Below are 26,622 nucleotides of genomic sequence, written 5' to 3' on the forward strand. Positions count from 1 at the left end.
ACGGATGCGGGCGACGCGCGGCTCACCCGGCCGGAATGAGGATCTCGAACCAGACCGTCGAGCCACGTACGGTCGGGTCGGTGCCCCACGCGTCGCTCAGCTCCTCGATCAGGCCGAGCCCGCGGCCACGGCTGCTCAGCGTGTCGGTCTGGGCGCGGGTGACCTGCCCCCGGGTGCCCGAGTCGGCGACCGACACCAGCAGCCGCTCCGCGCTCAGGTCGATCTCGACCCGGGCGGCGGTGCCGGCGTGCAGCAGCGCGTTGGTGGTCAGCTCGCTGGTGCAGAGCACCGCCGCGCCGACCACCGCCTCGGGCACCTGCCACTCGGTGAGCTGGGCGGTCAGCCAGTGCCGGACCCGGCTCGGCGCGGTCGGCTCGGCCGGCACCTCCATGCCGGCCGACCGGCTGGGCCGGACCGCGTGCTCCACCGCCAGCACGGCCACGTCGTCCTCGGTGGCGCCCGGCACGGCGGCGGTCGCGACCGCGCACAGCGCCCGGGGGTCGCTGCCGTTCGCGGCGCTCACCGCCGCGCCCAGCCCGGCCAGCCCGGAAGCCAGGTCCTGCCAGCGTCGCTCCACCACGCCGTCGCTGTAGAGCAGCAGCGTGTCGCCGGGACGGAACGGCACGGTGACCGGGCGCGGGACGCCGCCGAGGCCCAGCGGTGGGCCGGGCGGCACCTCGACGAACTCCGCGGCCGGGCCGGCGTCCGTCCGGCCGCGCCGGATCAGCGGCGCGGGATGGCCGGCGCTGGCCAGCGTGACCTGCTTCCGGTCGGCGTCGACCACACCGAACACGACGGTGACGAACAGCTCGTGCGTGCCGCCCTCGACGCCCAGGCTCGCCACCAGCCGGTCCAGACCGCCGAGCACCGCGTCCGGCCGGGGATCGGACAGGGCGAGCGCGCGCAGCGCGGCGCGGACCTGACCCATCCGGGCGGCGGCCTGCACGTCGTGCCCGGCCACGTCGCCCAGCACCACGCCGAGCGCGCCGGTGGGCAGCAGGAACGCGTCGTAGAAGTCGCCGCCGGCGGCGTTGCCGTCGACGCCCGGCTCGTAGCGGGCCGCGATGCGCAACCGGGGCAGGTCGGGCAGTTGCTCCGGCAGCATGCTGCGTTGCAGCAACTGGGCGGTGCCGTGCTGGGTCTCGAAGCGGCGGGCCCGCTCGGCGGCCTGGCCGATCAGCTCCGCGGACGCGGCGAGCAGCGCCCGTTCCGCCGGCGACCAGGGGCGTGGCGCCTGGTAGCCCACGGTGAGCGCGCCCCGGACCACGGTCGAGCGCAGCGGCAGCGCGGCGAGCGCCCGGATCTTCTCGTCGTGCCGGTCCGCCGCGACGTCGCGCAACGGCTGCCCGTCGGCGGTGAACGAGGGCACGCCGCTGCGCGCGGTGACCACCGCCGGCAGCGTCGCGTCGGCGCTCGTCCGGCGCCACAACGGCGGCAGCCGCTCGTCGGCCTCGTCGAGCAGCTCGCCCCGGATCCGGCGGACCAGCCGCCAGGTGGTGCCCTCGTCGACCACGAAGGAGACCCGGTCGGCGTCGAACGAGTGCAGGCAGTAGCGCAACGTCACCCGGGCCACGTCGTCCAGGGTGAGCGTGCCGGAGAGCGCCGCGGCGAAGTCGCTGAGGCTCTGCAACTGCCGGGTGAGCTGGGTGGTCTGCGCCGAGACGGTGAGCACGCCGACGATGCGGCCGGTGGAGTCCCGGACCGGGGAGTGGCCGCGGGTGAACACCGCCGGCTCGGCCGGTCCGGCGCCCTGCCGGTCGGCCGGCAGCACCGCCTCGCGCTCCAGGAACGGCTCGCCCTGCCGGTAGACGCGCGCCAGCGCCTCGCCGGCGCCGGCCTCCCGCCACACCTCGGCGAACACCTCCGCCGCCGGCCGGCCCAGCGCGTCCGGGTGCCGATCGCCGATCAACTCGGCGTAGCCGTCGTTGTAGAGCAGGACCAGGTCGTCACCGAGGAGCAGGGCCATCGGTACGGGGGAGGACAGCACCACGTCCGCCACCGCGCGCACCGCCGGGTCCCAGCGCTCCGGGGCGCCCAACGGCGTACCGGCCCACGGGTGGGCCGCCGCTCCCGGAGTGGGGGCGGACGGCGTGGGAATCCGACCGACGGTGCCTGGCATGACCGCAGCCTAACCGGCGGGTGGCCGACGGGTTCCGATCATGCGGCCACCGTCGCTGCCGGTCACCGTCGGCGTGAACGTTAAGGGCAGGTCAGGGCCGGTTCGGCGGGTCATGTCGGGAAATTGCCCCGGTCCGGCCCGGCGTGCTGTCCAGAGCGACGGGTATGCGGGCGGCGCAGTTCACGCGACAGGAGGGACATCATGCCGAAAACCCTCGCGGTCGGCCAGGTCGACATCAGTGCGGCCTGGACCGACTTCTGGAGGTCGGTGCTGCTCTTCGTACCGAGGGCCATCGCGTTCATCGCGATCCTCGTGGTGGGTTGGCTCATCGCCCGAGCCGTCCTCAAAATCGTGGACGCGGCACTGGAACGGGTCGGGTTCGACCGCGCCGTGGAGCGCGGCGGGATCAAGCGCGCACTGGAACGCACCAAGTACGACGCCAGCGACATCCTGGCCAGACTGGCCTACTACGCGGTCCTGCTGTTCACCCTGCAGTTCGCCTTCGGGGTGTGGGGACCCAACGCGATCAGCGACCTGATCCGCGGGGTGGTGTCCTGGCTGCCGCGGGCCTTCGTGGCGATCGTCATCGTGGTGATCGCGGCCGCCATCGCCAACGCCGTCCGGCAGTTGGTGTCCGGCGCGCTCGGCGGGCTCTCGTACGGCCGGATCCTGGCCGACGTGGCGGCGTTCTTCATCCTGGCGCTCGGTGTCATCGCGGCGCTGAACCAGGTGGGCATCGCCACCACGGTGACCACGCCGGTGCTCATCGCGTTCCTCGCCACGGTGGCGGGAATCCTGGTCGTCGGTGTCGGCGGTGGTCTGATCAAGCCGATGCAGAACCGCTGGGACGGCTGGCTGGACCGGGTCTCGGAGGAGTCCCGGGCGTTCCGGCAGCAGCGGCAGGGGCAGCAGACCGGCCGCGGCGACTACGAGCGGCGGATGGCCGACCGGGGCGGACAGCCGGCCCCGACCGGGCCGCAGTCGTCCATGTCGGGAGCGGGCACGTACCGCTCCGGCGAGCGGGGCGACGAGACGCAGCAGTTCCGTCGGCCGGGCGGCTGACGGCAGCACGGGTGACGGGGTGTCCGCGGGGCGATCGCGGGCGCCCCGCGCCGTGTCTCAGGCCAGGTGGCGCGGGTCCAGCGCGCGGGCCAGCAGGCAGACCGCGAGCAGCCGGGTGAGCAGCCAGCCCGGCGCGGACCAGTCGACCGGCCCGACCGGAGGCGTCCAGCCGTGCTCGGACGCCGCCTCCCGCAGCCCCTCGGCGTACCCGGCGAGCGCCGCCACGGTCAGCGGCCGGCGGTCACCGTGCAGGCTGTCGCGTACCCCGGCGGCGTGCTGGTCGACCTCGGCGAGCAGCCCGGGGTTCAGGCGGGCCGCGGCCAGGCCGGCGGCGCCGACGGCGGCGGTGAGCGTGGTGAGGGTCGACCGTGCGGCCACCGCCGCGGACGGGGTCGCGACCCGGTTGTTCGGCACGCGCATGGGGACCGAGGCTAGCCCCGCACGGACCGGGGCGACCTCGGCCGACCGGACGATGCCCGGCTCGTCCGGGCGACCCGACCCGCCTCGGCCCCGGGGATTGAGCCGCCCGCGGCGGGGCAGAAGGGAACCACGCAGACGACGCAGCCGAGTCCGCGGAGGCACACGATGGGACAGCAGGCCGACGGACCGGACCGGGCGCACCGCCGGCCGGACGGGGTGAGTGACGCCACGGTCGAGGCGCTGGGCAAGCTCGGTGAGGCGCTGGAGTGCGTCGAGCGGGCCCGCGGCCACCTCTACGAGCTGCACCAGCTCATCGGCCACGCCGATCTGATGCTGGACGAGGCGGTGGAGCGGTTCCGCTCCGCCGGCCACCCGACCATCGCCGAGCGGATCGACCGGGACCTGCTCGGCCGCAACGTGATCGCGGGTCGGTGGACGTTCCAGATCGTCGAGGACTTCGACGACGGCTACCACGCGCTCTTCCGAGAGGTGGACCGGCAGGCCCGGGACGAGCTGGTCGGGGGCCGGCGGCACCTCTACGAGGCGGAGCTGAAGGAGCGGCGCCGCAGCCGGGGACGGCCGGGGCACGAGGCGCGCCCGGCCGAACGGTGATCAGTCGGAGGAGCGGGCCTGCGCCGGGCGACGGCGGCGGGCGCCGTCGTCGGCGATGATCACGGTCGCGACCATCAACGCGACCACCACGCTGAACAGCCAGGAGCTGTCGTCGCTGAACTTCGCCGCAACGGGAGCCTGGACGGCGGCGAGCAGGAAGCCCAGCCAGGCGAGGCGGCGCTGACGATTGGAGAGGAAAGCGGAGCCCTGATCCATCCCGAAATTCTTACGCGCCGGACCCGGAGAACTGCCAGCCGTTCGGCCGATTCTGGATGGCCTGTCCGTTTTCCCGACCGTCCGTACGGCAGTTTTTGTCGTTTCGGTCGATGCGCGCTCCCGGTTCCGGGCACTCGACGGTGCCCGGAACCGGGGTAAGTCAGATGCTGTCCGGTCCGGTCCGACCGGTGGTGGACGGCCGGTACGCCCGGTCCGCGTCGGTCATCTCCCGACGCTCGGCCTCCGCGCCGGCGCCCCGGTCCACCGCCTCCGGACCGTGGCCGAACGCGGCCTCCTCACCGGCGTCGTTCCCGGTGGCGTCGTCGGCCTGGCCGTCCAGCGTCGACCGGGCGATCGCCTGGTCCAGCTCGTGCAGGGGAGTGCGGTCCTCGTCGCGCCACTGGCGGTCGTTGTCGGTCATTCCCCTGCGGTACCCGGGCCGGATGATCGCAAACGGACCACGGGCACGGCGATGGCCGCCGGCGGAGCCGGCGGCCATCGGGGTTCGTGCGGGGGAGACGCTCAGGGGGTGGGGCGGTCGACCCCGCCGCGCCAGGCGCCGGTCTCCTGACCGCGTCGCTCGATGAACTGCTTGAACCGCTCCAGGTCGCCCTTGGCCCGGCGGTCCACCACGCCCAGCTTGTCGCCGGCCTGCTCGACCACGCCGTGCGGCTCGAACTCCATCTGCAACGTGACCCGGGTGTGCCCCTCGTCGAGGCGGTGGAAGGTCACCACACCGGCCTGCTGGGTGCCGCCGGTGGACCGCCACGCCACCCGCTCGTCCGGGAGCTGCTCGGTGATCTCGGCGTCGAACTCACGCTTCACACCGGCGATCTCCACGGTCCAGTGCGTCATCGTGTCGGAGAGCTGCCGGACCTCCTGCACGCCCTCCATGAAGTGCGGGAACTCCTCGAACTGGGTCCACTGGTCGTACGCGGTCCGGATCGGGACGTCCACATCCACGTGTTCCATAACGCCGCTCATGTCGGGGTTCCTCCTGTTCCGCCGGTGTGCTGTCGCGAACCGTGGGCCGGCCCGCTCACCAGCGCGTCGTCTCGTTCCTGTGCCCGAGTGCGGCCCACACCTCGGAAACCGTCTGGTAACGCGTGTCGTCCGGCAGGCCCTCCAGGGCGGCGACGATGTCCGCCGGCGCCTCGTTCTCCCGGGCGTTGGCCACCAGCGCGTCGCGGTCGCCGGGCAGCGCCGCCATGCCGATGAACCGACCCAGCCGGCTGCGCGCCTCCACGTCCGTGGAACTCATCCCCTGCGGGGAGCCGGTGCGCAGGTCGCCGGCCGGCGCCGTGGTGGCCTCCGGCTGGTCCTCGCCGGACGGCTCGGCCTGGCGGAACTCGTCGACCCGGGCACCACCCGTGCCCGGACCCTGGACCAGGCCGCTGACCTCGCTGCTCATCTGGTCGTCGACCCTGGGCGAGTGCTTGCTGCTGCCACGTTCCATGCCCTCAGGGATGCCCCGGGGGACCGCCGGTAAACCGGAGCCGGTCCGGCGGGCCGGTCATCCGGCCCGCAACCGGGCGGGCGGTGTCAGGAGTCGGCCGGCGCGCGGGGCGGCAGCACCGGCTCCGTCGGGTCCTCGACGCCGGCCTGTATCGCCCGGCCCCGCTGCAACTCCGCGTTGACCTGCACGCCGAGCATCAGCGCGCAGTTCGACAGGTAGAGCCAGACCAGGAACGCGATCACCGCGCCGAGACTGCCGTAGGTGACGTCGTACGAGCCGAAGTTCGCCACGTAGAGGCCGAAACCGAAGGACGCCAGCACCCAGGCCAGCAGCGCCAGCCCGCCGCCCGGGGTGAGCCAGCGGAAGCGCGGCTGCCGCACGTTCGGCGCGATCCAGAACAGCAGCGACAACAACGTCATCGCGACCAGCGCGAGCAGCGGCCACTTCGTCACCGACCAGGTGGTCCGGGCCAGGCCGCCGGCGTGCAGCCGGTCGCCCACCGCGTCGGTGACCGGGCCGCTGACGATCAGCCCGGTGGCCACCACCGCCAGCAGCAGCATGGTCACCGCCGCCATGCCGATCTGGAGCGGGCGGAGCCGGTAGAACGGCCGGCCCTCCTGGACCCCGTAGATCGCGTTGGAGGCCCGGGTGAACGCGCCGATGAACCCGGACGCGGACCAGAGCGCGCCGAGCAGACCGAAGCTCAGCAGCGCCTTCGCCGGGCCCTGCTGCTCGACCACGGTGCGCACCACGCCGACGAACGCGTCGTTGCCGACGACCGAGCCGGCGCCGATCTCCCGGGCCAGGTCGATCACGGTGTCCACCGTGCGCGGGCCGTCGGAGACCAGCCCGACCAGGGCCACCACCACGATCGTGGACGGAAAGAGCGCCAGCACCCCGTAGTAGGTGAGCGCGGCGGCCCAGTCGGCGCAGTTGTCCTTGACGAAGCCCTGGCCGCTGCGCATCAGCACGCCCCGCCAGGTGCGCCAGTCGAGCTGGCGCATCCGGCGGGGGAAGCGGGCGCGGGCCGCACCGTCGACAGTGGGTGGTGTCGTCGCCGTCATGACCGCCTCCTCCACGCGCCGGTGCGCCACCGGGGCGTGGCCGGGCGGTACCCCACGGTGGAAATCGACAAACCGTGCACCGGTTTGTCCCCCGGACCGGAGGGAACGACACCTGACACCCGACCGAGACGGAGGTGGACGAGATGCCCGGGCGCGAGGTGTTGCCCAGCACGTTGAAACGGTCCCCCGCCAAGGCGCAGCGGACCTGGGAGAAGACGCACGACTCGGCGGTCGAGACGTACGGCGAGGGGGAACGCGCGCACCGCGTCGCCTTCGCCGCGGTCAAACACGAGTACGAGAAGGTGGGCGACCACTGGGAGGCCAAGGGCCGCAAGGGCCCGAGCGACAAGCAGGCCGCCGGCGGCGGCCCGGCCCGGCGCGCGCCCACGGCCGGCGGGGTGGACGCCAACGCCACCAAGGACCACCTGATGTCGGTGGCGAAGAAGCTCGACGTGCGGGGCCGCTCCCGGATGACCAAGCCGGAGCTGGTGAAGGCGATCGAGAAGGCGAACAACAACGCCACCCGCAAGGCCCGCGGCGGTCGCTGACCCGCCAGGGGTACGACGAGGGAGCCCGGGACCGCGCGGTCCCGGGCCCGCCGTTGAGGGTGCTCACCAGTGGCCGCCGCCCGGCGCCTCCAGGTGGACCACCTTCACGGTGCTGAACTCGTCGAGCAGCTCCGGGCCGTACCCGAAGCCCTGGCCGCTGCCCCGGCGCGGCTGGGCGGCCCCGCCCGGCGCGCCACCGAACACGGCGTTGACCTTGACGGTGCCCACCGGCAGCTCCCGCCAGGCCCGCTGCGCGTGGCTCATCGAGCCGGTCAGCACGGTGGCGGCCAGCCCGTACGGCGAGTCGGCCGCGCACCGCAGCCCCTCGTCGAACGAGTCGACCAGCACCACCGGCGCGACCGGGCCGAACGTCTCCTCGCGCACCAGCGCCATCTCGTGCCGGCAGCCGTCCACCACCGTGGCCGGGTAGAACGCGCCCGGCCCGTCCGGCGCCGCGCCCCCGGTGCGGATCCGGGCGCCCTGCGCCACCGCGGCGGTGACCTGACCGTGCACGTGGTCCCGGTGCCGCCGGTCGACGAGCGGGCCGAGCTGGGTTTCCGGGTCGCGGCCGGGGCCCATGGCGAGCGCCTCGGCACGGGCCACCAACGCGTCGACGAACTCCTCCGCGACGTCGCGGTGCACGTAGACGCGTTCCACCGCGACGCAGATCTGCCCGGCGTTGGCGAAGCAGCCCAGCGCCGCCTGCTCGGCCGCCCAGACCGGGTCGACGTCGGCGTCCACCAGCAGCGGGTCGCTCCCGCCGTTCTCCAGCAGCACCTTGGCGCCGGTCCGCGCGCCCGCGGCGGAGATCGCCCGGCCGGTGGCGGTCGAGCCCACGTGGGCCACCACGTCCAGCTCCTGCCCGGCCAGCGTCGCGCCCACCTCGCCGCCGCCGGTGAGCAACGACAGCACGCCGGCCGGCAACGCCGAGTCCAGCGCCCGGGCCAGCAGCCAGCCGGTGCCCGGGGTGCGTTCGCTCGGCTTGAACACCACCACGTTGCCGGTCACCAGCGCCGCGCCGAGCAGGCCGCAGGAGACCGCCACCGGATCGTTCCACGGCGTGATCGCGGCGACCACGCCGCGCGGCTCCGGGGCCATGAAGTCCACCGCGGCGTGGCCGCCGTGCAGCGTCCGGCCGCCCCGCAGCGGGGCCAGCTCGGCGTACTGCCGGAGCGTGCCGACGCCCGCCGCCACGCCGCCGCGGGCGTCGTCGAGCGGCTTGCCCATCTCCGCGGTGGTCGCCTCGGCCAACTCGTCGGCCGCCGCCTCGACCGCGTCCGCGGCCCGGTGCAGCGCGGCGGCCCGCTCGGCCGGGGCGGTCGCCGCCCACTCCGCCGCCGCGCCCCGGGCCGCCTCCACCGCCTTGGCCACCTCGTCCACGCCGGCCACCGGCGCCCGGGTCACCGGCGTCCCGTCGGCCGGGTCGTGGACGACCAACTCGCCGCCCTCGCCCCCGGCACCCCACACCCCACCTATGAGCTGCGCAACCGTGTACATGCCCGTGGTTGCCCCGGTCCGGGCCGGACAAACGCGTTTTGCCCGGTCACCGGCCGGGTAGGCGGATCGGATGACTCCCACCGCCGACGCCGTCGTCATCGGGGCCGGGCACAACGGGTTGGTGGCGGCCAACCTCCTGGCGGACGCCGGCTGGGACGTGCTGGTCCTGGAGGCCACCGAGGCGCCCGGCGGCGCGGTGCGTTCCGCGCACGTGACCGCCCCGGGCTACCTCAGCGACCTGTACAGCTCCTTCTACCCGCTCGGCTTCGCCTCCCCGGTGCTGCGCGGGCTGAACCTGGACCGCCACGGCCTGTCCTGGACCAACGCCCCCGACGTGCTGGCGCACCTGCTCCCCGACGGGCGGGCCGCGGTGGTCAACCGCGACCTGGACACCACCGCGGCGTCGCTGGAGGCGTTCGCCCCCGGCGACGGGGAGCGCTGGCGGCACGCGTACGCCGACTGGCTCCAGGTGGCGGAGCCGATGCTGGGCGCCATCACCAGCCCGTTCCCGCCGGTCCGCGGCGGGGTGGGCCTGCTGCGCCGGCTGCGGGTCGCCGGCGCGCTGCGGCTGGCCCGCCGGCTCGTGCTGCCGGTGCGCAAGCTCGGCGCGGAACTCTTCGAGGGTGAGGGCGGGCCGGCACTGCTGGCCGGCTGCGCGCTGCACACCGACCTGTCCCCGGAGGAGGCCGGCTCCGGCGTGTACGGCTGGCTGCTCGCCATGCTCGGCCAGCAGGTCGGCTGGCCGGTGCCGGTGGGCGGCGCGCAGCGGATCACCGACGCGCTGGTGGCCCGGCTGGTGGCGCGCGGCGGCCGGATCGAGTACGACGCCCGGGTCGAGCGGGTGCTCACCGCCCAGGGCCGGGCCATGGGGGTGCGGACCGCGGACGGGGCGGACTGGCGGGCGCGCCGCGCCGTGCTCGCCGACGTCCCCGCCCCGGCGCTCTACCTGGACCTGGTCGGCGCGGCGGCGCTGCCGCCCCGGCTGGTCGAGGATCTGGCGCACTTCAAGTGGGACGGCTCCACGCTCAAGGTCGACTGGGCGCTGTCGGCGCCGGTGCCGTGGCGGAACCGGGACGTCGCCGGCGCCGGCACCGTGCACCTCGGCGCGGACCTGGACGGCCTCACCACGTACGCCGCGGAACTGGCCCGGGGCGAGGTCCCGGTGGACCCGTTCCTGCTGGTCGGACAGATGACGGTGGCCGACCCGAGCCACTCGCCGCCGGGCACCGAGTCGCTGTGGTCCTACACCCACCTCCCGTTCCGCCGGAACTGGCGGGCCGAGGAGATCGCCGGGCACGTGGAGCGGATGGAGGAGGTGCTGGAGGCCGCCGCGCCGGGCTTCCGCGCGTCCGTCGTCGGGCGGCACGTGGCCGGTCCGGCCGATCTGGAGGCGGCCGAGCCGAGCCTGGTGGGCGGCGCGTTGGGCGGCGGCACCGCGGCCGCTTACCAGCAGCTCTTCCTGCGGCCGATCCCGGGACTCGGCCGGGCGGACACCCCGGTGGACCGGCTCTACCTGGCCAGCGCCTCGGCCCACCCGGGCGGTGGGGTGCACGGCGCGCCGGGCGCGAACGCCGCCCGCGCCGCGCTGGCCCGCGACCGCGCGTTCACCGGCCAGGTGTACGCCCGCGCGATCGCCGCCGCCCACCGCACCGTCTACCCCTGACGCCGCGCTGCCCCTGCCCCCGCCCCCGCCCGCGGTCCGGGCCCGGTGCCCGGCGCGCCTGACGCCCCGACCGGGCGTCTCCCTGGCGGGATGATGCCATCACGGAAGGTAGTCGTTGTTGGGGGCCAGTGAGTGTCCATCCGCCGCCTTTGCTCTGCAGCCATCGACGCATCGGTGACGCAACGTGCCGACGGCGGGTCGCGTGCCGGCCGAACGGAAACGCTCGGTCGCAGGTCAGCGCGGTGCTGCGTCGAAGGCTGCAGAGCAAAGGCGGCGAGCGTGTCACCTTACCGACGGCAAAGAAATCACGCTGCGTCATGTTGACGCAGCGTGATGGCTTGGCGTGCGGCGGCTCGGTCAGGAGTCGATGTTGCGGTGGCGGGTGCGCAGCTTGAACGGCATCAGCGCGCTCTCGATCTTGGTGGCCGTGGTCATCTTCGAGTCGCCCTCGCGGCGCTCCTCGAAGCGGATCGGCACCTCCAGGATGGTGTGACCCAGCTTCGTGGCGAGGTAGTGCATCTCCACCTGGAAGCTGTAACCGTTGGACTGCACCCGGTCCAGCCCGATGGCGCGCAACGCGTCGGCCCGCCAGATCTTGAAGCCGGCGGTCAGGTCGCGGATCCGCACCCGCAGCAGCGTGTGCACGTAGAGGTTGGCCCAGCCGCTGAGCGCGCGACGGTAGAGCGGCCAGTTCTCGTCCAGCTCGCCGCCGGGCACGTAGCGGGAGCCGATGACCACGGACGCCTGGGTGGAGAGCAGCGCGCCGAGCATGCCGGGCAGCGCCTCCGGCGGGTGCGACATGTCCGCGTCCATCTGGGCGACGTACTCCGCGCCGTCGTCGATCGCGCGGCCGATGCCGTCCACGTACGCCCGGCCGAGGCCCTCCTTGCCGGGGCGGTGCACCACCAGCACCCGGTCCGGGTGCTCGATGGCCAGCTTGTCGGCGACCTCGCCCGTGCCGTCGGGGGAGTTGTCGTCCGCGACGAGCACCTTCAACCCGGGCAGTGGCAGCGCGAGGAGGCGCTCGACCAGCACCGGGAGGTTGCCCGCCTCGTTGTAGGTCGGAACGACGACGGTCAGGCGCGCGTCCGCCCACGGGGAGGGCAAGTGCACGGGTTCGATCATCACGGACTTCCTCGGTCGGCCGACAGGTTCACCTCAGAGGGTAGCCAGTCCGCTTTCCGGCGTCCGCACAGACGCCCCGCGATCGACGGCTCACCGCTCCGACTTCTGTCGCGTCGCGATGTCGGAGAGCCGGGCCAGCGTCTCCCGGTTCCGTAGATGCAGCACGAGGTCGTTCAGCTTGGTCCGGACCCACCGCAGCGGTCCGGCCGCGAAGTCCTCGCCGAGGGTGACCCGGGTCCGGCCGCCGTCCAACGGCTCCAGGACGAACGCCACGACCGCCTCGCCGGCCGGCCAGAGCCCGGCGCGCAGCACCAGCCGATGCGGCGCCTGACACTCCAGCACCGTGGACTTGTCCTGGAGCGAGAACGGCCACGGGCCGGCCCGGTGGTGCAACCGGCTGCCCACCCGGGGCCAGGTGTCGTCCACGTCCCGCACATGGGCGGTGCCCACCACCCAGTCGCTGTACGTCCAGCCGTCGGCCAGCACCTCGAAGACCCGGTCCGGGGGCGCATCGATCACTTTTTCCACAACCGCCACGAGTGTCCGGTACCCCGGGGCGGCCGTCGCTAACGGCAGCCGGGTTAGCTTCTCGGAGGCGGCGGGTAACCGGGGCTGACGTTTACTCCTCGGGGGGTCGGGAACCCGCCGCCCGTGCGACGGGACCACGAGCGGGATCAGTGCAGGTCAGCCCGGGTTTACCCGGGTGCTGACCGGCTCCCGTCCGGCCTGTACGAGGCGGTGCTGCTGGACCGCGACGGCACGCTGGTGGAGGACGTGCCGTACAACGGTGACCCGGAGAAGGTCCGGCCGGTGCCGGGCGCCCGGGAGGCGCTGGACCGACTGCGCGCGGCCGGGTTGCGGCTGGCCGTGGTCACCAACCAGTCCGGCCTGGCCCGGGGCTGTTTCACGGCGCACGACCTGCACCGGGTCAACGCCCGGGTCGAGGAGCTGCTCGGCCCGTTCGACAGCTGGCAGATCTGCCCGCACGCGGAGCCGGACCGGTGCGCCTGCCGCAAGCCGGCGCCGGGGCTGGTGCACGCCGCCGCGCGTGCGCTCGGCACCACGGCGAGCCGGTGCGTGCTGATCGGGGACATCGGCGCCGACATGGCCGCCGCCGCGGCCGCCGGCGCCGCCGGCGTCCTGGTGCCGACGCCCGCCACCCGGGCCGCCGAGGTGGCCGCCGCGCCGACCGTCGCCGCCGACCTGCCGGACGCGGTGGACACCGTGCTGACCCGGATGCGGCTGGTGGCCGCGCCGGCGCCCGACCGTCGGCGTCGCGCCGGCACCGTGCTGGTGGTCCGCAGCGACGCGGCCGGGGACGTACTGGTCACCGGTCCCGGCATCCGGGCGGTCGCGGCCGGCGCCCGCCGGGTGGTGCTGCTCTGCGGTCCCCGCGGCCGGGCCGCCGCCGAACTCCTGCCCGGCGTCGACGAGATCGTCGAATGGCCGTTGCCCTGGATCGACGCCCCCGCCCCACCGGTCGACCCCACCGCCATCCACGCGCTCACCGACCGGCTCGCCGCCGTGCACGCCGACGAGGCGGTCGTCTTCACCAGCTTCCACCAGTCCCCGCTGCCCCTGGCCCTGCTGCTGCGCCTGGCCGGCGTGCCCCGGATCAGCGCCGTCAGCGACGACTACCCCGGCGCCCTGCTCGACGTGCGCCACCGCGTCCCGGTCGGCGTGCCCGAACCCGAACGCGCGCTCTCCCTCGCCGCCGCCGCCGGCTACCCGCTGCCCGAGGACGACGAACCCGCGCTGCGCCTGCGCGCCGATCGGTTGCCGCAGGTCCCGGCGGCGACCGGAGCGCCCGGCTACGTGGTGCTGCACCCGGGCTCCTCGGTGGAGACCCGGGCCTGCCCGGTCGAGCTGGCCACCCGGGTGGTCCGGGTGCTCGGCGCCGCCGGCCACCGGGTGGTGGTCACCGGCGGGCCGGACGAGCGGGAGCTGACCGCGCGGGTGGCCGCCGCCGGCGGCGTCGACCTGGGCGGCCGGACCGGGCTGGCCGAGCTGGCCGCCGTGATCGCCCGGGCCGGCGCGCTGGTGGTGGGCAACACCGGTCCGGCGCACCTGGCCGCCGCGCTGGGCGTGCCCGTGGTCAGCCTGTTCGCCCCCACCGTCCCGTTCGGCCAGTGGGGACCGTACCGGGTTCCGACCGTCCGCCTCGGCGACGCGGGCGCGGCCTGCCGGGACACCCGCGCCACCACCTGCCCGGTCCAAGGCCACCCCTGCCTCTCCGCGGTCGAGCCGGGCCGGGTGCTGGAGGCGCTGCGGCTGCTCGGGGTGGCCGGATGAACATCCTGCTGTGGCACGTGCACGGGTCCTGGACCACCTCGTTCGTGCACGGCAAGCACCGCTACCTCATCCCGGTCAACCCGGCGCGCGACGCCTACGGACTCGGCCGGGCGCGCACCTACCCCTGGCCCGACAACGCCGTCGAGGTCACCGCGGAACAGCTCCGCACCACCGACGTCGACGTGGTCGTCCTGCAACGCCCCGAGGAACTCGACCTGGCGACCGAGTGGCTCGGCCGCCGCCCCGGCCGCGACCTCCCGGCCGTCTACGTCGAACACAACACCCCCAAGGGCGACGTCCCGAACACCCGCCACCCGATGGCCGACCGCGACGACCTGCTGCTCACCCACGTCACCGGATTCAACGAACTGTTCTGGGACAACGGCGCCACCCGCACCACAGTGGTGGAACACGGCGTCGTCGCACCCGCGGTCGAATGGACCGGCGAACTCGACCGCCTCGCCGTGGTGATCAACGAACCGGTACGCCGCTGGCGGGTCACCGGCACCGACCTGCTCGCCCGGTTCGCCGCGGTCGCCCCGCTGGACGTCTACGGCATGAAGGTGGCCGGGCTCGCCGCCCACCTCGGCCTGCCCGAGGACCGCCTGACCAGCCACGACGACGTGCCGCAGCACGCCATGCACGCCGAGCTGGCCAAGCGTCGCGCCTACCTGCACCTGTGCCGCTGGACCTCGCTCGGCCTCAGCCTGATCGAGGCCATGACGATCGGCATGCCGGTGATCGCGCTGGCCACCACCGAGGCCGTCGAGGCGGTACCGCCCGACGCCGGAGTGCTCTCCACCCGGGTCGACGTGCTGCTCGACGCCGCCCGGGGCCTGCTGGACGACCCGGCGGCCGCCCGCCGCGCGGGCGCCGCGGCCCGGGCCGCCGCCCGCGACCGCTACGGCCTGGAGCGTTTCCTCGCCGACTGGGACCGGCTGCTGGAGGAGGAAGTATGCGCATCGCGATGATCTCCGAACACGCCAGCCCGCTCGCCGTCCTCGGCGGGGAGGACGCCGGCGGCCAGAACACGCACGTCGCCGAACTCTCCGCCGCGCTCGCGGCAGCCGGACACGACGTCCGCGTGCACACCCGCCGCGACGCGGTGGACCTGCCGGTGACCGTGGCCGCCCCGGACGGGTACGAGGTGGTGCACGTGCCCGCCGGCCCGGCCGAGCCGGTGGCCAAGGACGACCTGCTGCCGTACATGCCGGCGTTCTCCGACTGGCTGACGGACCGGTGGCGCACCGAAGACTGGCAGCCCGAGGTGGTGCACGCGCACTTCTGGATGAGCGGGCTGGCCGGGCTCGCGGCGGCCCGGCGCACCGGCGTGCCGATCGTGCAGACGTACCACGCGCTCGGCACCGTCAAACGCCGCCACCAGGGCGCCCAGGACACCAGCCCGCCGGGCCGCGTCGACCACGAACGGGAGTTGGGCCGCGCGGTGGACCGGGTGGTCGCCCAGTGCCAGGACGAGGTCGCCGAACTGGTCCGGCTCGGGGTGCCGCGGTCCCGGATGACCGTCGTGCCGTCGGGGGTGAACCTGTCCACCTTCGACCCGCTGGGCCCGGTCGCCGACGCCGACGGCGGCCGGGCCCGCATCCTCACCGTCGGACGGCTGGTCGAGCGCAAGGGCTTCCAGGACGTCATCCGCGCCACCGCGCTGGTGCCGGACGCCGAGTGCGTGGTGGTCGGCGGCCCGCCCGCCGGGCTGCTGGAGACCGACCCGTACGCGATGCGGTTGCGGGCGCTGGCCCGGTCGCTCGGCATCGCCGACCGGGTACGCCTGGTCGGCGCCGTGCCGCGTGAGGAGATGGGCCGCTGGTACCGCTCCGCCGACGTGCTGGTGGCCGCCCCCTGGTACGAGCCGTTCGGGCTCACCCCGCTGGAGGCGATGGCCTGCGGCGTACCGGTGATCGGCACCGCGGTCGGCGGGCTGATCGACACGGTGGTGCCCGGCCGCACCGGCGACCTGGTGCCGGCCCGCGACCCGGGGGCGCTCGGCGCGGCGATCCGGGGCCTGCTGGCCGACCGGATCCGCCGCTTCGCCTACGCCACGGCGGCGCTGGAACGGGCCCGGACCCGCTACTCGTGGGCCACCGCGGCCGAGCGCCTCGGCGCGCTGTACGGCGAGGTGGCCGGCGTGCGTCGACCCACCCGGGTGGTCGCCTGATGACGGCCGCCCCGACGGCCGGCGGGACGGTGCTGGCGGACCACCTGACCCGGCTGGCCGGCGCGTTGCCGCCGCTGCGCGAGGCGGAACACCTGCTCGCCCGCTGGGGCGGGGAGCTGGCGCACCGCCTCGCCGCCGGCGGCCGGTTGCTGGTGGCCGGCAACGGCGGCAGCGCCGCCGAGGCCCAACACCTCACCGCCGAACTCGTCGGCAAGCTCCGCCACGACCGTCAACCCCTGTCCGCCATCGCCCTGCACGCCGAGACCAGCGCCCTCACCGCCATCGCCAACGACTACGGCTACGACGAAGCCTTCGCCCGCCAGGTCCGCGCCCACGGCCGACCCGACGACCACCTCCTTCTGCTCTCCACCAGCGGCACCAGCACCAACCTCCTGACCGCCGCGCACGCCGCCCACGACACCGGCCTGCGCTGCTGGGCCTTCACCGGACCCGCCCCCAACCCCCTCGCCGACCTCTGCCACGAGCGGCTGGCGGTCGACTCACCGGACGCCCAGGTGGTGCAGGAACTGCACCTGGTGGCCGTGCACGTGCTCTGCGAGTACGTCGACCGGGCGTTGCCGGCGGCGCTGGCCGCCCGGGCCCCGGCCGGTCCGGTGCGCACCGGCGTCGAGGTGGTGCTCGGCGACCCGGCTCCGGAGGTGCAGACCCGATGAGGAGGTCGAGCATGGCGGGACCCGTGGTGGTGCTCGGTGACACGCTGCTGGACCGGGACGTCGAGGGGGCGGTGAACCGGCTCTGCCCGGACTCCCCGGTGCCGGTGCTCGACGAGACCGCGTCCGTCGACCGCCCCGGCGGGGCCGGCCTGGCCGCCGTGTTCGCGGCCGCGCTGGGCGCCGAGGTCGCGCTGGTCACCGCCGTCGCCGACGACGCCGGCGGGGCCCGGCTCGGCACCCTGCTCGCCGCCGCCGGGGTGCAGCTCTACGCGCTTCCGCTGGCCGGGGCCACGCCGGAGAAGGTCCGGCTGCGGGCGCGCGGGCGGGTGCTGCTGCGCCACGACCGGGGCGGGCCGACCGGGGTGCCGGGGGAGCCGGGCGAGGCCGTGCGGCGGCTGCTCGCCGGCGCGTCCGCGGTGCTGGTCAGCGACTACGGCCGGGGCGTCGCCGGGCACCCCGCGTTGCGGGCCGCGCTGGCCGCCACCCGGGCGCCGGTGGTGTGGGACCCGCACCCGCGCGGCCCGGCGGCCGTGCCCGGGGTGCACCTGGCCACCCCGAACGAGCCGGAGGCCCGGGACCTGGCCAAGACGCCGCCGGGCGGGTCCCGGCTGGCGAACGCGTCCCGGAGCGCGCAGGCGTTGCGCCGGCGTTGGCAGGCCGGCGCGGTCGCGGTCACGTTGGGCGGGGACGGCGCGTTGCTCTGCCATGCCGGTTCCACCCCGCTGGTGGTCCCGGCGCCGCCCGCCGAGGGGGACACCTGCGGCGCGGGGGACCGGTTCGCCGCCGCGGCCACGCTGGCGCTGGCCCGGGGCGCGCTGGTGTCCGAGGCGGTGCAGGAGGCGGTCGCCGAGGCGTCCGCGTACGTGGCCGGCGGAGGCGTGACCACGGCGTTGCCGGCGCCGGTCCGGGCCGTCGCCCCGACGGTGGTCGCCGCCGGCGGGGACCGGATCGGCGCGGTCGCCGCCGGCGAGGTGCTGGCCCGGGTACGCGCCGCCGGCGGCACCGTGGTGGCCACCGGCGGCTGCTTCGACCTGCTGCACGCCGGGCACGTGGCGACGCTCCAGGCGGCCCGGCAGCTCGGCGACTGCCTGGTGGTCTGCCTCAACTCCGACGCGAGCGTGGCCGGGCTCAAGGGGCCGGAGCGCCCGGTGGTGCCGCAGGGCGACCGCAGCCGGCTGCTCGCGGCGCTCGGCTGCGTCGACGCGGTGCTGGTCTTCGACGAGCCGACCCCGCACGCGGCGCTGTCCTGGGTGCGTCCGGACATCTGGGTCAAGGGCGGTGACTACGCCAGCGGCGGCGGCGCGGAGACGCTGCCGGAGTCGGCGATCCTGGCCCGCTGGGGCGGCCACACGGTGGTGGTGCCGTACCTGGCCGGGCGGTCCACCACCGACATGATCGCCGCGGCCCGCGCCGGCCGCGGCAGCGCCGGCTGGCCGGCCGGCCCGGTCGCGGAGACCGGTCCGGAGCCGGTCGTCCGGTCCACGGCGAAGGGAGCACGATGAACGCGCCTCGCAACCGGCCCGGTGCCGGGCCGACCGTGCTGGTCACCGGCGGGTCCAGCGGCCTCGGCGCGGCGGTGGTCGCGGCCGTGGCCGGCGCCGGTGGCCGGCCGCTCGTGCTGGACCGGCAGCGCCCCGCCGACGGGGTGCCGTGGGTCGAGTGCGACCTGGCCGACACCCGGGCCGCCGAGGCCGCCACCCGGGACCTCGCGGAACGCTCCGGCGGCCTGGACGCGGTGGTCACCGCCGCCGGCCTGGACGTGCCCGGGAAGCTGGCCGACGTGCCGGCGGAGACCTGGGAACGCATCGTCACGGTGGACCTGCTCGCCACCGCTGCGGTGATCCGGGCCGCGTTGCCCTTCCTGGAGGAGTCCCGGGGCACCATCGTCACGGTCGCCTCCACGCTCGGCGTCAAGGCGGTCGGCGACGCGACCGCCTACTGCGCGGCGAAGTTCGGGGTGGTCGGGTTCACCCGGGCGCTCGCCGCCGAGCTGGCCGGCGCGGTCGGGGTGACGCTGTTGATCCCCGGCGGCATGCGCACCGCGTTCTTCGACGAGCGCGACGAGCAGTACCGGCCCGGGCCGGACGCCGTGCTCAACGAGCCGGCCGACACCGCCGCCGCGGTGATGTTCGCGCTCTCCCAGCCCGCCGGCTGCGCGGTCCGCGAGCTGGTGGTCTGCGCCGAGCGGGAGTCGTCGTACCCGTGATCCTGGTGCTGCGCGCGCTCGGGGTCGGTGACCTGGCCACCGCGGTCCCGGCGCTGCGTGGCCTGCGCGCCGGGCTGCCCGGCCGGGAGTTGGTGCTGGCGGCCCCGGCCTGGCTGGCGCCGCTGGCGGCGCTGACCGGGGCGGTCGACCGGGTGCTGCCCACCACGGGACCGGACCGGATCCGGTGGACCGGGCCGCCGCCCGAGGTGGCGGTGAACCTGCACGGTCGGGGACCGGAGTCGCATCGGGCGCTGGCCGCCGTCCGGCCGGGCCGGCTGGTCGCCTTCCGGAACCCGCCGGCCGGCCACCTCGACGGTCCGGCCTGGGACGCCGACGAGCACGAGGTGCGTCGCTGGTGCCGGCTGCTGCACGCGTACGGCCTGCCGGCGGACGCCGGGGACCTGGCGCTGCGGCGGCCGGCCGCGGTCGGCGTACCGGCCGGCGTGACGGTGCTGCACCCGGGCAGCAAGGTGCCGGCGAAGCGCTGGCCGGCGGCCCGCTTCGCGGGGCTGGCGCGGGTGCTCACCGCGCGCGGCCACCGGGTGGTGTTGACCGGTTCGGCCGACGAGCGGGCGCTGGCCGCCCGGGTGGCCAGCGACGCCGGCCTGCCGCCGACGGCGGTGCTGGCCGGGCGGACCGGCCTGACCGAGCTGGCCGCGCTGGTGGCCGACGCCCGGGTGGTGGTGAGCGGCGACACCGGCGTGGCGCACCTGGCCACCGGGTACCGGACCGCCTCGGTGGTGCTGTTCGGCCCGGTGTCGGCGGCACTCTGGGGCCCACCGCCGGAGCGGCGCCGGCACCTGGTGCTCGGCCGCGTCGAGGCCGCCGGATCCGACCCGGATTCGACCGGTTCCGGCAGGGTAGGAACGCATCCGGCGTTGGATGCCATCGGGATCGACGAGGTGGTGGCGGCGGTGGCCGAGGTGGAACGGGTCTCCGGTGCGGTTGCGGCGTAGCGACCCGGGCCGGCCGGGGTACGCCCGGCGGCGGCGCGGCAAGGGCTGGCTCTTCCTGGACCCGACTGGCGAACCGGTGCGCGACGCCGACGAGCTGGCCCGCCTGCGCGAGCTGGTGGTGCCGCCCGCCTGGCGGGACGTGTGGCTCTCGCCGCACCCGAACGGGCACATCCAGGCCACCGGCATCGACGCGGCCGGCCGCAAGCAGTACCTCTACCACCCGCAGTGGCGGCGCAAGCGGGACGAGGCGAAGTTCGACCACGTGCTGGAGGTGGCCCACCGGCTGCCGGCGCTGCGGGACCGGGTCGCGCACGACCTGGCGCTGCGCGGGCTGCGGCGGGAGCGGGTGCTGGCCACCGTGACCCGGCTGCTCGACATGGGCGCGTTCCGGGTGGGCAGCGACCAGTACGCGACCGGCGACGACCCCACGTTCGGCGTGGCGACGCTGCGGCCGGAGCACGCCCGCTCCCGCGGCGGGTGCGTGGTGTTCGAGTTCCCGGCCAAGGGCGGCATCGACCAGGTCCGCCGCGTCGAGGACGCGGAGCTGTGCCAGGTGCTGCTCAACCTGCGCCGGCGGCGGCGCGCCCAGGAGCGGCTGTTCGGCTACTGGGACGGTCGCGCGTGGCGCGACGTGCGCAGCGACGAGGTGAACGACTACCTGCGCGACGCCAGCGGTGGTGAGATGACCGCGAAGGACTTCCGCACCTGGCACGCCACCGTGCTGGCCGCCGCCGAGCTGGCCTCGGTGGGCCCGCAGCGGTCCGCCACCGCGCGCCGCCGGGCGGTGGCGGTGGTGATGCGCTCGGTCGCCGAACTGCTCGGCAACACGCCGACGGTGGCCCGCACGTCGTACGTGGACCCGCGCGTGGTCGACCTGTACCACGGCGGGGTGCTGGCGCCGGTGCAGCCGGAGATGCCGCGCGAGGCGGTGGAGAAGTCGGTGCTGGCGCTGCTGGAGGAGGAGGCGGCCGACTGACCCCCGACCGGCCCCGTCGGTCCTGGGGGGAAAGCGACGGGGCCGGAACCCGGGTGCCGTCCGATGCGGCGCGAGGGGATCACCGGGCGGCCGCCCGCGGCTGGACCGCCGCGGGCGCCACGCCACGGCCCCCCGTTACCAGCGGGTCGTCACCGTCGCCGGTGGCGGCCCGGGTTCATTGTGTCCGGGTCGAGTTGACTTCGGATGCCGTGCTGTTGACGATCCGTGCCTGTTCCAGGTGACGCGTCCGGAACGCCTGCGGCGTCTCCGCCTGGGTGGCCCGGAAGGCGCGGCTGAAGTGGGCCTTGTCCCGGAACCCCCAGCGGCCGGCGATGACCTGGATCGACCGGTCGGCCAGCGCCGGGTCGGCGAGGTCGCGCCGGCACCGGGCCAGCCGCTCGTCCCGGATGTACGCCGCGACGGTGGTCTCCTCGTCCTCGAAGAGCCGGTGCAGGGACCGCACCGACAGGTGGTGGGCGTCGGCGATCGTGCCGGGGCCCAGCGTCACGTCGCCGAGGTGCTGCCGGACGTACGCGTGCACCTGGGCGAGCAGCGCGCGACGCCGGACGTCGGTCGGCACCGCCTCCTCGGAGACCAGGTGGCGACCGAGCAGCGTGGCGATCAGGTCGAGCGCGACGCCGCCCAGCCGGTCCGCGTCGACCGCGTGGTACTGGTCCGGATGGCTGGTGATCCGGATGAGGTAGTCGGCCAGCAGGGCGCCGATCCCCTCGGCGCCGGACATCCGGCTGGCGAACAGCGGGGTGAGCCGGCGGTGCGGCAGCGGCAGCGCGTCGTACGGGATGAGCGCCGCGATCGACGCGGCGGACCGGTCGTCGGCACGGTCGGTGTGGTGGCTGAGTTCCTGCGGCCGGGCGCAGTCGTAGAAGGTGAGGTCGCCCGGTGGGCAGACCCCCCGCTGCCCGTCCTGGTCGGCGATGCCGGTGCCGTTGAGCGTCAGCGCCAGCACGTAGCAGTCGGCGTCGGAGCGGCTGATCAGCTTGCGGGTCCGGATGCCGTCCAGCGACGGGTAGCGGTGCCGGATGAGCTGGATCGGCCCCAGTTCGAGGAACTCGGCCCGCGCCTCGAAGTTGTCGGCGTGCTCGGTGTGGACGCGCATCAGCGTGGGCGTCTGGGCGAGCATCTCCAGCCAGAGCCCGAAGCGGTCGGCGGCGGGTATCTGCGCCGTGTCGAAGATCTGCGCTTGCATCGGTGTGTCCATGAACGACCCCCGTGGTCTGTCGACATCCCTCCACAAACACGACGCCCCACGGGGCCGAAATGCGGCACCCGTGGGGCGTGACGTCCGTCATTGACGAACGTGGAAGCCTCTGTTAACTCTGCGTTCAGTCGTTGAGCACGTGGGAGAGTCGGTCCCGGAACCGGCGCTCGGAGTCGCTCACCACGTCCCCGCCGATGCCCAGGATGCCGCCGGTGGAGGCGGCGCCCACCACCTGCTCGGCGATCTCCACCAGCCAGTGCCGGTACGCTCCGGCCTGCCCCTCGTCCACCCTGCCGGTGAGCAGGGCGGAGGCCTGTCCGGCCCGGGTGAGCACGTCCTCGATCATCGCGGTCGGGTCGTCCGGCGTGATGACCGGCAGCTCCGCGCCGGTCTCCGGGTCGCCGACCCGGGACACGATCTCGCCGGCCACGGCGGCCACCAGCGGGCTGGCCGACTCCCGGCCGGCGGCGATGGTCTCCAGCCCGGCGGCGTTCTCGGCCATGGTGCGCCGGGTGCCGTCGGACTCGGCGGCCGCCGCCGCGGTGAGCACCGACTGCGGCAGCCCCACCAGCAGCCCCCACTCCTCGTCCGAGACGCCGAACCGGGTGTACGCCGGCTGCTCGATCACGATCAGGTTCCTTTCGCCGCGGTCGTCGTTGTCGACGGGCACCGTCGCGGTGCCCGGATCAGGCTAGTCCAGCTCCAGCAGGCCCTGTTCGGACACCACGCGCACGGACAGCGTCTTGTAGCCCACCTCGTCGAAGAGCACCGTCATCCGGCCCTCCTCGTAGCTGAGCACCAGGCCCGACCCCCACTCGGCGTGGCGGACCTGACTGTGCACCGGGAACGGCCCGACCGCGCCGTCGTTGGCCACGCTGGTGCCGGCGTGGCAGTTGTCGCAGTGGCCGCAGACCTCGCTCATCTGCTCACCGAAGTACGCCAGCAGCGCCTGCCCGCGGCAGCCGGTGGTCTCGGCGAACGCGCGCATCATGTCGGTCCGCGACCGGGTCACGGTCTGCTGCCGTTCGGCCTCGGCGCGCGCGGCACGGCCGGCCTCGGCGGCGTCCGGCGCGTAGCGGGGCACCCCGACGCGTTGCCGGGCGCGGGGCTCGGCGGCGCCGATCTGCTCCAGCAGGGAGAGGTACTGGCCAAGCTTGCGCGGGCCCAGCCCGGTCAGCTCACGCAGCTCCTTGCGGGTACGGGCCTTGCTCCGCAGCACCGCGGCCAGGTCGGACAGTTCTTTCTCGTCGGGCAGCCCGCCGCTGAAGTAGCGCTGGAGGCCGACGTCCTCGGAGCGCCACAGCAGCAGCACCCGGGACGGGGAGCCGTCCCGGCCGGCGCGGCCGATCTCCTGGAAGTAGCTGTCCGGCGAGTCGGGCAGCGCCATGTGCACCACCCAGGCGATGTTCGGCTTGTCGATGCCCATGCCGAACGCCGAGGTGGCCACCATGATGGGCACCCGGTCGGCGAGGAACGCCTCGTGCAGCTCGTGCCGCGCCGCGGTGGGCATGCCGCCGTGGTAGAACTCGGACGGGAAACCTGCCTTGGTCAGTCGCTCGGCCAGTTCCTCGGCCGCGCGCCGGGTCGGCACGTAGATGATGCCGGGCCGCTCGTCGTCGCGCAGCAGCGCGACCAGCCGCCGCCACCGGTAGTCCTCGGTCGGGCAGTGGGCCACCTCGAGGAACAGGTTCGGCCGGTCCAGCCCGGAGACCACCACCTCGGGCTCGCGCAGCCGCAGCCGGGCGATGATGTCGTCGCGCACCGGGGGCGAGGCGGTGGCGGTCAGCGCCACCACCGGCGGCCGGCCGAGCCCGTCGATCAGGTGGCCGAGCGCGAGGTAGTCCGGCCGGAAGTCGTGGCCCCAGGACGAGATGCAGTGCGCCTCGTCGATCGCCACCAGCGCCGGGGACAGCGAGCGGACCTCGGCCAGCCGGTCCGGGTTGCTCAGCGCCTCGGGCGTGATGAACAGGAACTCGGCCCGGCCGGCCCGGACGTCCTCGATCGCCTCGGCCTGCTGGGCGGCGCTCTCGTCCGAGCTGATCCGCACCGCGCGCAGCTCGGGCCGTTGCCGCTCGTTGAGCGCGGCGATCTGGTCCTGCTGGAGCGCGAGCAGCGGGGAGATGACCACGGTCGGGCCGGGGATCAGGCTGGCCGGGATCTGGTAGATCGCCGACTTGCCGGCGCCGGTGGGGAGCACCACCAGGGCGTCGTGGCGCTGCATGACGGCGCGCATGGCGGCCAGCTGGTTGGGCCGCAACGCGGTCCAGCCGAACAGGTTCTTCGCCGCGCGGCGCAGAGTGGTGGCGTGCCTGGTCAGTTTCATCAAGCGCCTCAGCTACCCCCGGAGTCCGACCCCGAAACCGGCCTCGGCGATCACCGCAGTCGGGGCAGCACGTGGCGGATGGTAGTGGTCGGAGATCCACAGTGCCTCGAAGCCGGCGTGTGCTCCTGACTGGACAGGAAGTAACCGATCTTCATGCGCCTCACCCTCCGCCGTGTCGGGACACCGACACCCCTACCCCGGCGGACCCTGTCGAACCGGGTGTCAGCGGCGGAACATGGCCCGGATCGCGATCAGCAGGAAGAGCGCGCCGACCACCAGGCCGAGCAGGCGTACGCCGGGGATGTCGGCGGCGCCGGTGGCGTCCGCGAGCGGCAGGGCGGGCATGGACGAACTCTCCCACGGGGTGGGGCGGGACGCCAGCAGCTAACAGTAAGGATTGTTGACTATTTAGCTGCGCGGTGTGACCATGTCAGCACCCGTCGATCCCCGGCGGGTTCCGTGGGGATACGGGGGTAGCACAGCGTGAGGGAACGGATCGTGGGCGCCAGCGGAGACCTGGCGGCGCTCGCCGCCGCCGTCCTGCAACCCGGTTTCGTCGGCACCACCCCGCCGCCCTGGGTCTGCCGTTGGCTCGGCGAAGGGCTCGGCGGGGTGGTCCTGTTCGCCCGCAACGTCGTCGACCACGAGCAGGTCGCGACGCTGACGGCGAACCTGCGGGCGGAGCGGCCGGACGTGATCGTGGCGATCGACGAGGAGGCCGGCGACGTCACCCGGATCGAGTCGGCCCGGGGCAGCTCGCGGCCCGGCAACTTCGCGCTCGGCGCGGTGGACGACGCGACGCTGACCGAGGACGTCGCCCGCGACCTGGGCGCCGAGTTGGCCGCGGTCGGCATCACGCTCGACTACGCCCCGGACGCCGACGTCAACTCCAACCCGGCCAACCCGGTCATCGGGGTGCGCTCGTTCGGCGCCGACCCCGAGCTGGTCGCCCGGCACACCGCCGCCTGGGTGCGCGGCCTCCAGGCCGGCGGCGTCGCCGCCTGCGCCAAGCACTTCCCCGGGCACGGCGACACCCGGGTCGACTCCCACCTCGACCTGCCCCGCATCGGCGGCGACCGGGACCGGCTGGACGCGGTCGAGCTGGCCCCGTTCCGCGCCGCGGTGGCGGCCGGGGTCCAGGCGGTGATGACCGGCCACCTGCTGGTGCCGGCGCTCGACGAGGAGCTGCCGGCCACGCTCAGCGCGCGCATCCTGGGCGGGCTGCTCCGCGAGGAGCTGGGCTTCCACGGCGTGGTGGTGACCGACGCGGTGGAGATGCGCGCGGTGTCCGACCGGTACGGCTTCGCCGGGGCGGCGGTGCGGGCGCTCGCCGCCGGCGCGGACGCGATCTGCGTGGGCGGGGAACGGGCCACCGAGGCCGACGCCCGTGAGCTGCGCGACGCGATCGTGGCCGCGGTGGTGCGCGGCGAGCTGCCGGAGGAGCGGCTGGCCGAGGCGGCGAAGCGGGTCGGTCAGCTCGCCGCGTGGAGCGTCGCCGCCCGCGCCCACCGCAGCGGTGGCCGGCCGGCCGCCGACGGGTCGCCGATCGGGCTGGCCGCCGCCCGCCGGGCCGTCCGGGTCACCGGTGACGCCGGGCTGCTGCCGCTGGCCGGGCCGGCGCACGTGGTGGAGTTCGCGCCGCCCCGCAACATCGCCATCGGTGAGGAGACCCCGTGGGGGATCGCCGCGCCGCTGGCCCACCTGACGCCGGGCACCACCACCGCCCGGTACGCCGCCGACGCCGTCCCGGCCGACCCGGCCACCGGCCCGGCCGACCGGCCGCTGGTGCTCGTGGTCCGCGACCTGCACCGGCACGGCTGGATGCGGGACGCGGTGACCCGGGCGCTGGCGGCCCGCCCGGACGCGGTGGTGGTCGAGCTGGGCGTGCCCGAGCTGGCCGCCGGTCGGGTGCACCTGGCCACCCACGGCGCCACCGCGGCGGCGGCCCGGGCCGCCGCCGAGCTGCTGGCCGGCGTCCGCTGAACTCCCGGCCCGGCCGGGTGGGGAGGTCCCCCGGTCGG

The 26,622-nt window shown here is 75.2% G+C and carries 27 protein-coding genes; 13 read left to right on the forward strand and 14 right to left on the reverse strand.

Going from position 1 to position 26,622, the window contains the following annotated elements:
- Positions 1 to 22 precede the first annotated feature (22 nt).
- Complete coding sequence (locus TPA0908_RS18140) at positions 23 to 2,119, reverse strand: ATP-binding SpoIIE family protein phosphatase (RefSeq protein ID WP_281939504.1); 2,097 nt, start codon at positions 2,117 to 2,119, stop codon at positions 23 to 25.
- A 201-nt stretch (positions 2,120 to 2,320) separates the two neighbouring features.
- On the opposite strand from TPA0908_RS18140, the gene TPA0908_RS18145 reads away from it, so the two are divergent.
- Positions 2,321 to 3,181 (forward strand): mechanosensitive ion channel family protein, encoded by an 861-nt coding sequence (locus tag TPA0908_RS18145; protein ID WP_281939506.1) that lies wholly within the window; start codon positions 2,321 to 2,323, stop codon positions 3,179 to 3,181.
- A gap of 57 nt (positions 3,182 to 3,238) precedes the next feature.
- Here the strand turns inward: TPA0908_RS18145 and TPA0908_RS18150 are convergent, their stop codons facing one another.
- Positions 3,239 to 3,601: a DUF6401 family natural product biosynthesis protein gene (locus tag TPA0908_RS18150; protein ID WP_281939507.1), complete on the reverse strand. Its 363-nt coding sequence runs from the start codon at positions 3,599 to 3,601 to the stop codon at positions 3,239 to 3,241.
- A gap of 165 nt (positions 3,602 to 3,766) precedes the next feature.
- Between TPA0908_RS18150 and TPA0908_RS18155 the strand changes: the two genes are divergently transcribed.
- Positions 3,767 to 4,213, forward strand: a complete 447-nt coding sequence (locus TPA0908_RS18155) for a hypothetical protein (protein ID WP_281939508.1) — start codon at positions 3,767 to 3,769, stop codon at positions 4,211 to 4,213.
- Here the strand turns inward: TPA0908_RS18155 and TPA0908_RS18160 are convergent, their stop codons facing one another.
- The 5 genes from TPA0908_RS18160 to TPA0908_RS18180 form a co-directional block, all read right to left on the reverse strand.
- The gene (locus tag TPA0908_RS18160) at positions 4,214 to 4,429 is read right to left on the reverse strand and encodes a hypothetical protein (RefSeq protein ID WP_281939511.1); all 216 of its coding nucleotides are present in this window, start codon (positions 4,427 to 4,429) and stop codon (positions 4,214 to 4,216) included. It abuts the gene before it with no gap.
- Between the two features lie 160 nt (positions 4,430 to 4,589).
- A complete protein-coding gene (locus tag TPA0908_RS18165) occupies positions 4,590 to 4,850 on the reverse strand; it encodes a hypothetical protein (RefSeq protein WP_107160680.1) in 261 nt (86 codons plus the stop codon).
- Between the two features lie 101 nt (positions 4,851 to 4,951).
- The gene (locus tag TPA0908_RS18170) at positions 4,952 to 5,413 is read right to left on the reverse strand and encodes an SRPBCC family protein (protein WP_281939513.1); all 462 of its coding nucleotides are present in this window, start codon (positions 5,411 to 5,413) and stop codon (positions 4,952 to 4,954) included.
- Between the two features lie 55 nt (positions 5,414 to 5,468).
- Positions 5,469 to 5,885 carry a DUF2795 domain-containing protein gene (locus tag TPA0908_RS18175; RefSeq protein ID WP_281939515.1) on the reverse strand — a complete coding sequence of 139 codons (417 nt, stop codon included), beginning with the start codon at positions 5,883 to 5,885 and terminating at the stop codon, positions 5,469 to 5,471.
- 86 nt (positions 5,886 to 5,971) lie between these two features.
- Entirely contained in the window at positions 5,972 to 6,949 is a 978-nt protein-coding gene (locus TPA0908_RS18180; RefSeq protein WP_281939517.1) for a YihY/virulence factor BrkB family protein, read from the reverse strand.
- A 143-nt stretch (positions 6,950 to 7,092) separates the two neighbouring features.
- Between TPA0908_RS18180 and TPA0908_RS18185 the strand changes: the two genes are divergently transcribed.
- Entirely contained in the window at positions 7,093 to 7,497 is a 405-nt protein-coding gene (locus tag TPA0908_RS18185) for a ChaB family protein (protein WP_281939519.1), read from the forward strand.
- Positions 7,498 to 7,560: 63 nt separating this feature from the next.
- Here the strand turns inward: TPA0908_RS18185 and TPA0908_RS18190 are convergent, their stop codons facing one another.
- The gene (locus tag TPA0908_RS18190) at positions 7,561 to 8,994 is read right to left on the reverse strand and encodes an aldehyde dehydrogenase family protein (RefSeq protein WP_281939521.1); all 1,434 of its coding nucleotides are present in this window, start codon (positions 8,992 to 8,994) and stop codon (positions 7,561 to 7,563) included.
- 70 nt (positions 8,995 to 9,064) lie between these two features.
- On the opposite strand from TPA0908_RS18190, the gene TPA0908_RS18195 reads away from it, so the two are divergent.
- Positions 9,065 to 10,657 (forward strand): phytoene desaturase family protein, encoded by a 1,593-nt coding sequence (locus TPA0908_RS18195; protein WP_281939523.1) that lies wholly within the window; start codon positions 9,065 to 9,067, stop codon positions 10,655 to 10,657.
- 357 nt (positions 10,658 to 11,014) lie between these two features.
- Here the strand turns inward: TPA0908_RS18195 and TPA0908_RS18200 are convergent, their stop codons facing one another.
- Both TPA0908_RS18200 and TPA0908_RS18205 read right to left on the reverse strand, forming a co-directional pair.
- Positions 11,015 to 11,782 (reverse strand): polyprenol monophosphomannose synthase, encoded by a 768-nt coding sequence (locus TPA0908_RS18200; RefSeq protein ID WP_281939525.1) that lies wholly within the window; start codon positions 11,780 to 11,782, stop codon positions 11,015 to 11,017.
- Positions 11,783 to 11,872: 90 nt separating this feature from the next.
- Positions 11,873 to 12,319: an SRPBCC family protein gene (locus TPA0908_RS18205; protein ID WP_281939527.1), complete on the reverse strand. Its 447-nt coding sequence runs from the start codon at positions 12,317 to 12,319 to the stop codon at positions 11,873 to 11,875.
- Positions 12,320 to 12,433: 114 nt separating this feature from the next.
- Between TPA0908_RS18205 and TPA0908_RS18210 the strand changes: the two genes are divergently transcribed.
- Genes TPA0908_RS18210 through TPA0908_RS18245 form a run of 8 tightly spaced genes read left to right on the forward strand, consistent with a single transcriptional unit; the run spans position 12,434 to position 21,059 of the window.
- Positions 12,434 to 14,074, forward strand: a complete 1,641-nt coding sequence (locus tag TPA0908_RS18210; protein WP_374709233.1) for an HAD-IIIA family hydrolase — start codon at positions 12,434 to 12,436, stop codon at positions 14,072 to 14,074.
- Positions 14,071 to 15,045, forward strand: a complete 975-nt coding sequence (locus TPA0908_RS18215) for a glycosyltransferase (protein ID WP_281939529.1) — start codon at positions 14,071 to 14,073, stop codon at positions 15,043 to 15,045. The genes TPA0908_RS18210 and TPA0908_RS18215 overlap by 4 nt, the downstream gene beginning before the upstream one ends.
- Positions 15,030 to 16,247 carry a glycosyltransferase gene (locus TPA0908_RS18220; RefSeq protein WP_281939531.1) on the forward strand — a complete coding sequence of 406 codons (1,218 nt, stop codon included), beginning with the start codon at positions 15,030 to 15,032 and terminating at the stop codon, positions 16,245 to 16,247. The genes TPA0908_RS18215 and TPA0908_RS18220 overlap by 16 nt, the downstream gene beginning before the upstream one ends.
- Positions 16,247 to 16,921, forward strand: coding sequence for a D-sedoheptulose-7-phosphate isomerase (locus TPA0908_RS18225; protein ID WP_281939532.1), 675 nt, complete (start codon positions 16,247 to 16,249; stop codon positions 16,919 to 16,921). Before TPA0908_RS18220 ends, TPA0908_RS18225 begins: the two co-directional genes overlap by 1 nt.
- 11 nt (positions 16,922 to 16,932) lie before the next feature.
- The gene (locus tag TPA0908_RS18230) at positions 16,933 to 18,423 is read left to right on the forward strand and encodes a PfkB family carbohydrate kinase (protein WP_281939534.1); all 1,491 of its coding nucleotides are present in this window, start codon (positions 16,933 to 16,935) and stop codon (positions 18,421 to 18,423) included.
- A complete protein-coding gene (locus TPA0908_RS18235) occupies positions 18,420 to 19,127 on the forward strand; it encodes an SDR family oxidoreductase (RefSeq protein WP_281939536.1) in 708 nt (235 codons plus the stop codon). The genes TPA0908_RS18230 and TPA0908_RS18235 overlap by 4 nt, the downstream gene beginning before the upstream one ends.
- On the forward strand, positions 19,124 to 20,083 hold the full coding sequence (locus tag TPA0908_RS18240; RefSeq protein WP_281939538.1) for a glycosyltransferase family 9 protein: 960 nt from the start codon (positions 19,124 to 19,126) through the stop codon (positions 20,081 to 20,083). Before TPA0908_RS18235 ends, TPA0908_RS18240 begins: the two co-directional genes overlap by 4 nt.
- The gene (locus TPA0908_RS18245; RefSeq protein ID WP_281939540.1) at positions 20,067 to 21,059 is read left to right on the forward strand and encodes a DNA topoisomerase IB; all 993 of its coding nucleotides are present in this window, start codon (positions 20,067 to 20,069) and stop codon (positions 21,057 to 21,059) included. Before TPA0908_RS18240 ends, TPA0908_RS18245 begins: the two co-directional genes overlap by 17 nt.
- A gap of 175 nt (positions 21,060 to 21,234) precedes the next feature.
- On the opposite strand, the gene TPA0908_RS18250 is transcribed toward TPA0908_RS18245, so the two are convergent.
- From TPA0908_RS18250 to TPA0908_RS18265, 4 genes are all read right to left on the reverse strand, one after another.
- Entirely contained in the window at positions 21,235 to 22,266 is a 1,032-nt protein-coding gene (locus tag TPA0908_RS18250) for an AraC-like ligand-binding domain-containing protein (RefSeq protein ID WP_281939542.1), read from the reverse strand.
- Between the two features lie 136 nt (positions 22,267 to 22,402).
- Complete coding sequence (locus TPA0908_RS18255) at positions 22,403 to 22,906, reverse strand: hypothetical protein (protein WP_281939544.1); 504 nt, start codon at positions 22,904 to 22,906, stop codon at positions 22,403 to 22,405.
- A 63-nt stretch (positions 22,907 to 22,969) separates the two neighbouring features.
- Positions 22,970 to 24,601 (reverse strand): RecQ family ATP-dependent DNA helicase, encoded by a 1,632-nt coding sequence (locus TPA0908_RS18260; RefSeq protein ID WP_281939546.1) that lies wholly within the window; start codon positions 24,599 to 24,601, stop codon positions 22,970 to 22,972.
- Positions 24,602 to 24,823: 222 nt separating this feature from the next.
- Positions 24,824 to 24,946 (reverse strand): hypothetical protein, encoded by a 123-nt coding sequence (locus tag TPA0908_RS18265; RefSeq protein ID WP_255563043.1) that lies wholly within the window; start codon positions 24,944 to 24,946, stop codon positions 24,824 to 24,826.
- Positions 24,947 to 25,084: 138 nt separating this feature from the next.
- On the opposite strand from TPA0908_RS18265, the gene TPA0908_RS18270 reads away from it, so the two are divergent.
- Positions 25,085 to 26,584 carry a glycoside hydrolase family 3 protein gene (locus tag TPA0908_RS18270; protein ID WP_281939548.1) on the forward strand — a complete coding sequence of 500 codons (1,500 nt, stop codon included), beginning with the start codon at positions 25,085 to 25,087 and terminating at the stop codon, positions 26,582 to 26,584.
- The last annotated feature ends 38 nt before the right edge of the window (positions 26,585 to 26,622 follow it).

The organism is Micromonospora sp. AKA38, assembly GCF_027925725.1.
GTDB lineage: Bacteria > Actinomycetota > Actinomycetes > Mycobacteriales > Micromonosporaceae > Micromonospora.

What these genes read in the sequence shown, in the direction of transcription:
- TPA0908_RS18140 (WP_281939504.1), bottom strand. Translation starts at nt 2,119, where the DNA reads ATGCCAGGCACCGTCGGTCGGATTCCCACGCCGTCCGCCCCCACTCCG.
- TPA0908_RS18145 (WP_281939506.1), top strand. Translation starts at nt 2,321, where the DNA reads ATGCCGAAAACCCTCGCGGTCGGCCAGGTCGACATCAGTGCGGCCTGG.
- TPA0908_RS18150 (WP_281939507.1), bottom strand. Translation starts at nt 3,601, where the DNA reads ATGCGCGTGCCGAACAACCGGGTCGCGACCCCGTCCGCGGCGGTGGCC.
- TPA0908_RS18155 (WP_281939508.1), top strand. Translation starts at nt 3,767, where the DNA reads ATGGGACAGCAGGCCGACGGACCGGACCGGGCGCACCGCCGGCCGGAC.
- TPA0908_RS18160 (WP_281939511.1), bottom strand. Translation starts at nt 4,429, where the DNA reads ATGGATCAGGGCTCCGCTTTCCTCTCCAATCGTCAGCGCCGCCTCGCC.
- TPA0908_RS18165 (WP_107160680.1), bottom strand. Translation starts at nt 4,850, where the DNA reads ATGACCGACAACGACCGCCAGTGGCGCGACGAGGACCGCACTCCCCTG.
- TPA0908_RS18170 (WP_281939513.1), bottom strand. Translation starts at nt 5,413, where the DNA reads ATGAGCGGCGTTATGGAACACGTGGATGTGGACGTCCCGATCCGGACC.
- TPA0908_RS18175 (WP_281939515.1), bottom strand. Translation starts at nt 5,885, where the DNA reads ATGGAACGTGGCAGCAGCAAGCACTCGCCCAGGGTCGACGACCAGATG.
- TPA0908_RS18180 (WP_281939517.1), bottom strand. Translation starts at nt 6,949, where the DNA reads ATGACGGCGACGACACCACCCACTGTCGACGGTGCGGCCCGCGCCCGC.
- TPA0908_RS18185 (WP_281939519.1), top strand. Translation starts at nt 7,093, where the DNA reads ATGCCCGGGCGCGAGGTGTTGCCCAGCACGTTGAAACGGTCCCCCGCC.
- TPA0908_RS18190 (WP_281939521.1), bottom strand. Translation starts at nt 8,994, where the DNA reads ATGTACACGGTTGCGCAGCTCATAGGTGGGGTGTGGGGTGCCGGGGGC.
- TPA0908_RS18195 (WP_281939523.1), top strand. Translation starts at nt 9,065, where the DNA reads ATGACTCCCACCGCCGACGCCGTCGTCATCGGGGCCGGGCACAACGGG.
- TPA0908_RS18200 (WP_281939525.1), bottom strand. Translation starts at nt 11,782, where the DNA reads ATGATCGAACCCGTGCACTTGCCCTCCCCGTGGGCGGACGCGCGCCTG.
- TPA0908_RS18215 (WP_281939529.1), top strand. Translation starts at nt 14,071, where the DNA reads ATGAACATCCTGCTGTGGCACGTGCACGGGTCCTGGACCACCTCGTTC.
- TPA0908_RS18220 (WP_281939531.1), top strand. Translation starts at nt 15,030, where the DNA reads ATGCGCATCGCGATGATCTCCGAACACGCCAGCCCGCTCGCCGTCCTC.
- TPA0908_RS18225 (WP_281939532.1), top strand. Translation starts at nt 16,247, where the DNA reads ATGACGGCCGCCCCGACGGCCGGCGGGACGGTGCTGGCGGACCACCTG.
- TPA0908_RS18230 (WP_281939534.1), top strand. Translation starts at nt 16,933, where the DNA reads ATGGCGGGACCCGTGGTGGTGCTCGGTGACACGCTGCTGGACCGGGAC.
- TPA0908_RS18235 (WP_281939536.1), top strand. Translation starts at nt 18,420, where the DNA reads ATGAACGCGCCTCGCAACCGGCCCGGTGCCGGGCCGACCGTGCTGGTC.
- TPA0908_RS18250 (WP_281939542.1), bottom strand. Translation starts at nt 22,266, where the DNA reads ATGCAAGCGCAGATCTTCGACACGGCGCAGATACCCGCCGCCGACCGC.
- TPA0908_RS18260 (WP_281939546.1), bottom strand. Translation starts at nt 24,601, where the DNA reads ATGAAACTGACCAGGCACGCCACCACTCTGCGCCGCGCGGCGAAGAAC.
- TPA0908_RS18265 (WP_255563043.1), bottom strand. Translation starts at nt 24,946, where the DNA reads ATGCCCGCCCTGCCGCTCGCGGACGCCACCGGCGCCGCCGACATCCCC.